Source organism: Paenibacillus urinalis, from assembly GCF_028747985.1.
Lineage (GTDB): Bacteria > Bacillota > Bacilli > Paenibacillales > Paenibacillaceae > Paenibacillus > Paenibacillus urinalis.
The window spans coordinates 3,338,406-3,346,648 of sequence record NZ_CP118108.1 but is presented as its reverse complement, the minus strand read 5'-3'; the positions used below and the strand labels follow the sequence as shown (position 1 = coordinate 3,346,648).

Here is an 8,243-nt window from a genome sequence, read left to right as displayed (position 1 = left end):
GTCTGTAACTAGTTCTGAGCTTTACGAATCGATCGAACCGGCCGCTATTAAAGAGGTGTACACGGCCACTCCTTATCAGTCTTACGGTTACTTGTCCAGCATAGGAAATACGGATTGGAATATGCCGACAGCATATCGGATTCAAGGTGCTCTTGATCTGGAGAGACTTGAGCTTAGCTTTCAGAAGCTTATATCACGTCATGAAGCGCTTAGAACATTATTTGAAATTCAAGGCTCCCATGTGATCCAGCGAGTTATGTCTCGAGTGAGCTTCCGGCTCGAGAAGGAACAGCTCGGCTCCCATAATGAAGTGAATCAAGTCATCGAGAGATTCATCCAGCCTTTTGCTCTTAACGCTGCACCTCTGTTAAGAGCCAAGGTGCTCAGGCTTGATTTGGAAGACCACATCCTATTGTTGGATATGCATCATGCCATCTCTGATGGAACTTCACTTGGCATTATTTTGGATGAATTGTTTAAGCTGTATGACGGTTCGGAGCTGAGCCCCGTAGCATTGCAGTATAAAGATTTTTCTGAATGGCAGCATACAAAGCTGGAGCAAGGACATTTTACAGCCGCCTCTGACTTTTGGAAGAAATATCTTACGGGGTATCATCCTGTTCAATTATCACCATTACAGCTTGATGAATCAACAACGTCAGATCATAACGGAAGTCATGTCAGAGTAGAGGTTCCCAAAGCTTTAATCGAACAAATGAAGATCACGATGAATATGGAAGTAACGGATTATACGATCTTGTACTCCACCTATCTCGTTTTGCTGAGCCAGTTAACGAACCAAGAAGATCTAATAGTCGGCACGTACGCATTTGGTCGAGAACGTCCTGAATTACAGGGAATCGTAGGATTGTTCATTAATTCAATTCCGTTGAGATACCGAGTTCATTCGGATGATACGTTGACAGCCATGTTCCAACAGGTTCAAGAGATGATGAATCTGGCTTTTCAGCATCAGTATTACCCGTTTGAGAGGATGCTTGAGGATTTGGAGATACCGCTGACTCCAGGTGAAAATCCGCTGTTTAACACCATGTTTAATCTCAATAACTTTATTATGCCTGCAGCAGATCGTAAGGAAGGGGATTATTATATCTCTTCATATCCTTGCGAGTGGAATTATTGTGAATATGATCTATATGTTACTGCTCAGGAGATGGAAGAGGTATACTTGATTCAATTTGATTATCGAACAGCTATGTTTGAGCCACAGTTTATGCATATATTAACGAAGCATTACATGAGCTTATTGAAACAAATCGCGCATGATCCAAATACAATAATAAATGAGCTGGAAGATACTAACATCGCAGCAAAAGCTGTGATACACTAACAAAAAGATGATTAGAGGAGGAGAAAAATGGCTAACAAATTTTTCAAATTCGGTGTCATTAAGAATGAGGATGTCCCTGAAGAAGTGAACGAGGCAGCACGTGAGGTGGAGAAGCTGCCTGAGACAATCGCTAATGAAATTAGTGAAGCCTTCAAGGATGAAAAAGAAGATAAATAATTATAATAGTGAGTCCAAGTCATAGTGCCCCCTAAATTGGTCGAATGAGTGGATTCAAAACTTCAAAATATCCAGTACCCTCTTGCAAATCCCGTGTAAATATGGTGATATGTAAGAGGGTACATATTGGAAATTAACTGCTTTTATGGTTATAATACTAATAGACTGACCAGTCAGTTTTTTGGAGGGGTTATCGATCGAAGTTAAACGCAGAAAAGATGTAGCTCAGATTAAAAAGGATATCGCACGAAATACAAAAGAACTCTTTGCTCAAAAGGGATACAATGCTACTTCGATGGAAGAGATCTGTACGGTCAACAATCGAAGCAAAGGCAGTATATATTATCACTTCAAAAGCAAAGAGGAGCTGTTCATGTTCTTGATCAAGCTAAATAATCAAGAGTGGATGGATTCTTGGCAAGAGAAGGAATCACAGTACGAAACTACCGTCGAAAAGTTGTATGGTCTAGCGGACCACTATGTAGATGATTTGGCAAACCCGCTGAATCATGCCATTAATGAATTTGTTTCCGGTCAAGTCGTCAGTCAAGATGTCCTGGATGAAATGCTGTCACTTATACGTATCCCTTATGTAACCTATGAGCGTATCATCATTCAAGGCATTGAACGCGAGGAATTGAAGCCTAGTGACCCGCAAGATCTAATGTACATTATTAATGGATTATTTAACGGGTTAGGTACGCTTTATTATGAAAAAGACTTATCAGATATTCGCAGATTGTATAAATTAGGAATCGCAAACCTGCTGACGGGAATTCAGAGCACAAGTAAAACAATGAAGGACTGATATCAACTTATCAGTTTTTCTTTTATAAATTAGTAGACCGAATAGTCGGTTTAAAAAAAGGAGATGGCTATGAATAATCTGTTTAAGAACCGGGCTTTCCTAGTAATTACCTTTTCTGATCTGCTTCAAAATTTAGCGATCTGGATTAGAAATATGGCTATTCTTTACTTTATTATGGATCAAACCCAGGGGGACCCGATTGCTGTATCGCTAATTACTGTACTGGAATACGTTCCGATCTTTGTATTTTCCTTTATTGGAGGAGCACTTGCTGATCGCTGGAATCCCAAACAGACCATGATCCTTGGTGATATTCTCAGTTCACTTTCGATTGTGCTTATACTAGCAGTAATGGCTTCAGGATATTGGCAGGCACTGTATGCTGCCACTTTTGTATCATCCATCGTCAGTCAATTTTCCCAGCCCTCCTCTGTTAAGATCGTTAAACGAAATGTTGAAGAGGAGCATGTCCAGTCGGCAATTGCGATCACACAGAGCTCACAATCGTTATTCCTTATCCTCGGCCCCATCGTAGGTACGTTCATATATACTACACTCGGAATTCAAGCTTCCATGTATTCTCTGCTTGTTCTGTTTATTTCTTCGGCTCTCATATTAACGCTTCTGCCCAAAGACGAACCGAGTTCCGCTGAGCGTTCCTCACTCGTTAGTGAGATGAAGGAAGGCTGGAAATACGTTCTGGGGTCCAGTTCTTTGAAGTTCCTGACTCTCTTATTTATTATTCTGGGATTATCTTCGGGTCTGATCAGTCCTCTAGAAATCTTTCTGATTACAGAGCGACTCGGTCTAGAACAAACGTCAGTACAGTATCTAACGGGTGCATCTGGCTTAGGGCTGCTCATCGGTGGAGGTATTGCGGCCGCATTAAGCAGTAAGCTGGATCAAAATCGTACGCTTGTTCTAGGAGTTGTTCTTCTAGCGATCACAACACTTGGAGAGGTATTATCAGGTTGGCTATGGCTCACCTTGGTCATTAGCTTTTTTAGCTCTCTATGTCTTGCTTTTGTAAATGTAATTATCTCGACATTTCTCGTTACCAAAATTGATGAACAAATGATTGGACGCGTAAATGGAACCATAACCCCTATGTTCATGGGTGCAATGTTGATTGGGTCCTCCTTAGCAGGCGTAGTCATGAGCAATACTTCGTTGTTGACAGCTTACATCCTATCTGTTCTTGTGCTTACTGTTGGATTAATTCCAGGAATCAAGATTAAATTTGGCAGTAGCAAAGATAACGTAGAAACACCCCTGCCAGCAGATCAAGAGCTTAGTCGGGCTTTGGAATAGAGGGGGCAGCTATGAAAAGGATCCACTTGTTCTGTTTTCCTTATGCCGGAGGATCATCAATGATGTACTTTCGCTGGCGGAACCAACTGTCTGAGTTCATTGAGCTTCATCCCATTGAGCTGGCAGGCAGAGGACGAAGAATGAATGAACCGTACCATCACAGCATAGATGAGGCAGTGGAGGATGCCTACTTGTCCATTCCGGTACATCTTATGAGGGAGCCCATTGCTTTCTTTGGGTATAGTATGGGAAGCCTTATCGCCTACGAGCTTGCACATTATATTAAAGAGAAGCATGGCAATGAGCTCACACATTTATTTGTAGGTGCTCGAAGGGCACCACATTTGAATGGACATGTGAAGCAGATTTCCGCCTTACCCGATCAAACTTTTCTTGCAGAAATGATCAAGCTCGGTGGAATGTCAGATGAAGCCCTTCAGAATCAAGAGCTGCTGGATGTGTTCTTGCCTTTAATCAGAGGCGATATGAGGATCGTAGAAAATTACGAATGGAAGCCTAGAGACTTACTTCAGACTGATATCACGGTTCTTGCCGGTGATCAGGATGTAATCGCAATAGATCAGTTGGAAGCTTGGGGAGATATGACATCTGGAGCTTGTCAGCTATCCGTTTATGAGGGAGATCATTTTTTTATTAATAAGCATTATGAGGTCATTGCCGAGCAAATAAAAAGAGTGTTGCTATAATAGAATTACGATGTGAAAAGTGGATTGAATGAATACTTATAGCGAGCTGCCGATGAAACGGCAGCTTTGTTTTTATTTGCAGGCAAGTTGAGCTAACATGATTAATTTGAATAAAGGATATATGATACTTTATACGAATTTACATGTATATAACATATTATGTAACTTGAAATGTTGAATAGCCTAGTGTAGGCGTGTTTTTTCTTAATCAAACTTAGTTCATCCCTGAGTTTTATGTACATATTCACAAAAATATCGACACAAATTATTCAGAATGATAAAACTGTGTAAGATTAATTGACGTTAAGTGGTCGTTCAACTAATATCAAATCATATTCAGAGAGGTGAAGGGGAGAAGAAAACGAGGAGTCAGGCAGTGGAACTCAATCATGTTGTATTTTTGAAGCGCTGTGTAGAAGTATCACGTTTGGCCAGAGAGAGTGGGAATACACCGTTTGGCGCGCTGCTCGTGGATAAAGAAGGCAATATCCTGCTGGAGCAGGGAAATGTCGAGATTACGGAGCATCGCTGTACGGGTCACGCTGAAACTGCATTGATGGAAAAAGCATCCCATACATATGACCCTGCATTTTTATGGGAATGTACCTTGTATACGACAGCAGAGCCTTGCGCCATGTGCGCAGGAGCAATGTATTGGGGAAATATCGGGCGGGTCGTATACGGCATCTCCGAGAAGGAACTGCTGGTGCTGACAGGCAATGATCCCCAGAATCCGACTTTTGACATGCCTTGCCGTGAGATCTTTGCTAGAGGACAAAAAGAAATTGAAGTGATCGGGCCGTTCCCGGAGCTGGCAAATGAGATCGTCGCTGTTCATGAAGGTTACTGGAGCCCCGGCGAATAGCTGTCAAATCTAGCAGAACATCACATTAAATATCACCATATCAAAAAAAGATGAGCGGAGTGTGAGGGGTATGTGGAAGAAGTCAGTAAAGTGGAGTAATAGAACAAAGATGAGCGGAGTGCTCCTGGCTGTGACGTTAGCGTTAACTGCATGCGGCGGCGGAGAAGCTGGATCGGATACCACGAATGCCTCGGGCGAATCAAGCGAAGTAACTCCAGTTAAGGTCGTACTTAATTGGTTCGCCAAGACGGAGCATGGCGGGTTCTATGCAGCCGAAGAGAACGGGATTTATGAAGGGAAGAATCTCGACGTAACGATTGAGCCGGGAGGTCCTCAGGTCTCGTCCATTCAGATCGTTGCTTCCGGTAAAGCGGAATTCGGAGTAGCCCATGCGGATCAGATTCTGCTTGCTCGTGAAGAAGGCATTCCAATCGTCGCATTGGCGACGACGTTCCAGATCAGTCCACAGGCTCTCATGTTTCATGAAGAGTCCGATATTGAGGATTTTGACGATCTGAACGGCAGAACCGTATTTATTCAGCAAGGCCAGCCTTACTGGGAATTCTTGAAGCATAAGTACAGTCTGGATACGGTTAAAGAAGTAGCCTATACAGGCCAGCATGGTAACTTTATTGAAGACGCTCAGTCTGCAAGCCAGTCCTTCGTTAATGGTGAGCCGTTTGTTGTGGAGAAGCAAGGCGTTCAGGTAGGAACGAAGCTCATTGCAGATTCCGGATATGAACCGTATGCTGCCGTAGTATACACTACTGAGAAATATTTAGAGGAGAACCCGGAGACAGTCAAAGCATTCATTAATGGTACGGTAGAAGGCTGGTATGATTATAAAGACAATTATGAACAAATAAATAAGAAGATTCTTGAAATTAACACCAACCTGGCAGAGGATGAGATTGCCTTTGGAGAAGAACAACAAAGAGAATTTGTATTCGGCTACGACGCGGAAGCAAATGGCATGGGCTATATGACCGAGGCTCGCTGGAGTGAGCTGAAGGATCAACTGCTGGAGATTGGCTTGCTCACCAAAGATTTGGATGTTAGTGAAGTATTCACGACAGAATATTTACCTGCCAAATAAGTGGATACTGGGTTATTAGCAGGATATTACTCGGTTATAAATGGATAGACAAAGGCACAGAGTACATTCATTATTGAATGAGGCTCTTTGCCTTTTTTTTTATTGAGCTGCGAATTCGATTCAAATGAAATTCATGACATAAAATTGAGGTGTATGACAGCCTCGGGATGAATACTTAATCCGATCATTTCATTATAGAGGAGTAGAGAATCTCAATGGGTGTATCTATCATTTTGTTTATACTTGCCGGACTTGCCGAAATTGGCGGAGGATATTTAGTGTGGCTGTGGCTTAGAGAAGGAAGACATTATTTCTATGGAATTGCAGGAAGCTTAATTCTAGTACTCTATGGCATCATCCCTACGCTGCAGCAATTTCCCACATTTGGCAGAGTGTATGCGGCATATGGAGGCGTCTTCGTCATTATGGCAATATTGTGGGGCTGGGGAGTCGATAAGAAAACACCGGACTTCTACGATTGGCTTGGCTCCTTCATTTGTCTTGCGGGGGTTGCAATTATTCTATGGGGACCAAGAAACGGTTAGCACTTCACTTATATGAAGGGGAATATTCATTTAAAATTCATCCATTTCATTATAAAATAAGGGATGAATTGGTAGATTTATGCTTCCTATTCTATTATGATAAGACTCAAACGGGAGAAAGGGTGTGGAAGCAAAGTGGAACGTGAATTGGCGCTTGAGATAGTCAGAGTAACAGAACTAGCTGCATTGGCATCAGCTCCTTGGATGGGCAGGGGGGATAAGAATAGTGCGGATGAGGCCGCCACTCTGGCGATGCGCGCCATGTTTGACTCTGTATCCATTAAAGGGACGGTAGTCATTGGCGAAGGGGAAATGGATGAGGCTCCAATGCTGTATATCGGTGAAGAAGTAGGAAACAGTGAGGGGCCGGAAGTGGATGTTGCTGTGGACCCGCTGGAAGGAACCGAGATTGTAGCCAAGGGACTGAATAATGCGTTATCTGTTATCGCTGTTGCAGGCAAAGGGAATTTGCTTCATGCTCCAGATATGTATATGGAGAAGCTTGCTGTCGGACCAGCGCTGGTCGGAAAAGTAAGTATTGAAGATCCGATTGATGTCACCCTGCGCAAAGCGGCCACTGAGTTAAACAAGAATATCTCTGATCTAACCGTTATGATTCTAGACCGTGATCGCCATGAGAGCATCATTAAGACGCTGCGTAAAGTAGGCGTTCGAATTAAATTTTTGAGTGATGGAGATGTGGCTGGAGCGATGGCACCGGCATTTCCAGAAGCGGGGATTGATATTTATGTCGGTTCAGGAGGGGCGCCTGAAGGAGTGCTGGCTGCTGCAGCGCTGTCTTGCCTCGGAGGAGAAATCCAAGGTAGATTAATGCCTGCGAATGCAGATGAATATCAGCGCTGCTTGAAGATGGGAATTACCGAGCCTTATCGAGTGCTGACAATGGAGGATATGATCGGTAAGGACGATGTCATTTTTGCAGCCACGGGAGTCACTCCAGGTGAAATTCTTGGCGGAGTCAGATATCTGGCAGATGACAGGGCCGAGACGCAGTCGATTGTCATGAGAGTCAAGACCCGAACCATCCGCTACATAAGAACTCAGCATTTTCTTCCGGGCAAAGAGGTGCTGCATAAAGTCAGACAAGCCCAGTCCTCAGAATCTGCACCTAGCAGTACGCTGAAGAAGCAGTCCAAAGCGAGTAAAGAGGAAAATATTGCGGGCTCCGTAAAAGAAGCATTGAAGCAAAGCTGATGTAAAAAGAACATTACCGTTGTCCATACATACGCTCATGAATCTCTAACACCTGTAAATGAACCATTTCTTCATGGTCAGGTAGAGATCATGGGCGTATTATTTTTTGTAAAATATGTATCAAATCAATTGACAATCGAACCTCTCCATGAGAAAATGTACGCGCGT

The 8,243-nt window shown here is 43.1% G+C and carries 9 protein-coding genes; all 9 read left to right on the top strand.

Annotated elements, in window-relative coordinates; all coding sequences use genetic code 11:
- Positions 1-55 precede the first annotated feature (55 nt).
- The 9 genes from PUW25_RS15525 to glpX all read left to right on the top strand — a co-directional run bounded on the left by PUW25_RS15525 (position 56) and on the right by glpX (position 8,075).
- Positions 56-1,351 (top strand): condensation domain-containing protein, encoded by a 1,296-nt coding sequence (locus PUW25_RS15525; protein WP_274337280.1) that lies wholly within the window; start codon positions 56-58, stop codon positions 1,349-1,351.
- Between the two features lie 27 nt (positions 1,352-1,378).
- Positions 1,379-1,528 carry a hypothetical protein gene (locus PUW25_RS15520; RefSeq protein ID WP_193745993.1) on the top strand — a complete coding sequence of 50 codons (150 nt, stop codon included), beginning with the start codon at positions 1,379-1,381 and terminating at the stop codon, positions 1,526-1,528.
- 196 nt (positions 1,529-1,724) lie between these two features.
- On the top strand, positions 1,725-2,336 hold the full coding sequence (locus tag PUW25_RS15515; RefSeq protein ID WP_047910732.1) for a TetR/AcrR family transcriptional regulator: 612 nt from the start codon (positions 1,725-1,727) through the stop codon (positions 2,334-2,336).
- 69 nt (positions 2,337-2,405) lie between these two features.
- Positions 2,406-3,647, top strand: a complete 1,242-nt coding sequence (locus tag PUW25_RS15510) for an MFS transporter (RefSeq protein WP_047910523.1) — start codon at positions 2,406-2,408, stop codon at positions 3,645-3,647.
- Positions 3,648-3,658: 11 nt separating this feature from the next.
- Entirely contained in the window at positions 3,659-4,354 is a 696-nt protein-coding gene (locus PUW25_RS15505) for a thioesterase II family protein (protein WP_047910522.1), read from the top strand.
- A gap of 376 nt (positions 4,355-4,730) precedes the next feature.
- The gene (locus PUW25_RS15500; RefSeq protein WP_274337279.1) at positions 4,731-5,219 is read left to right on the top strand and encodes a nucleoside deaminase; all 489 of its coding nucleotides are present in this window, start codon (positions 4,731-4,733) and stop codon (positions 5,217-5,219) included.
- Between the two features lie 70 nt (positions 5,220-5,289).
- Positions 5,290-6,315 (top strand): ABC transporter substrate-binding protein, encoded by a 1,026-nt coding sequence (locus PUW25_RS15495; protein ID WP_205052862.1) that lies wholly within the window; start codon positions 5,290-5,292, stop codon positions 6,313-6,315.
- Positions 6,316-6,530: 215 nt separating this feature from the next.
- On the top strand, positions 6,531-6,860 hold the full coding sequence (locus tag PUW25_RS15490) for a YnfA family protein (protein ID WP_081872244.1): 330 nt from the start codon (positions 6,531-6,533) through the stop codon (positions 6,858-6,860).
- A gap of 135 nt (positions 6,861-6,995) precedes the next feature.
- Positions 6,996-8,075, top strand: coding sequence for a class II fructose-bisphosphatase (gene glpX, locus PUW25_RS15485; RefSeq protein ID WP_205052863.1), 1,080 nt, complete (start codon positions 6,996-6,998; stop codon positions 8,073-8,075).
- The last annotated feature ends 168 nt before the right edge of the window (positions 8,076-8,243 follow it).

Coding starts and splice junctions, on each gene's coding strand:
- PUW25_RS15520 (WP_193745993.1), top strand. CDS start 1,379: ATGGCTAACAAATTTTTCAAATTCGGTGTCATTAAGAATGAGGATGTC.
- PUW25_RS15510 (WP_047910523.1), top strand. CDS start 2,406: ATGAATAATCTGTTTAAGAACCGGGCTTTCCTAGTAATTACCTTTTCT.
- PUW25_RS15505 (WP_047910522.1), top strand. CDS start 3,659: ATGAAAAGGATCCACTTGTTCTGTTTTCCTTATGCCGGAGGATCATCA.
- PUW25_RS15495 (WP_205052862.1), top strand. CDS start 5,290: ATGTGGAAGAAGTCAGTAAAGTGGAGTAATAGAACAAAGATGAGCGGA.
- PUW25_RS15490 (WP_081872244.1), top strand. CDS start 6,531: ATGGGTGTATCTATCATTTTGTTTATACTTGCCGGACTTGCCGAAATT.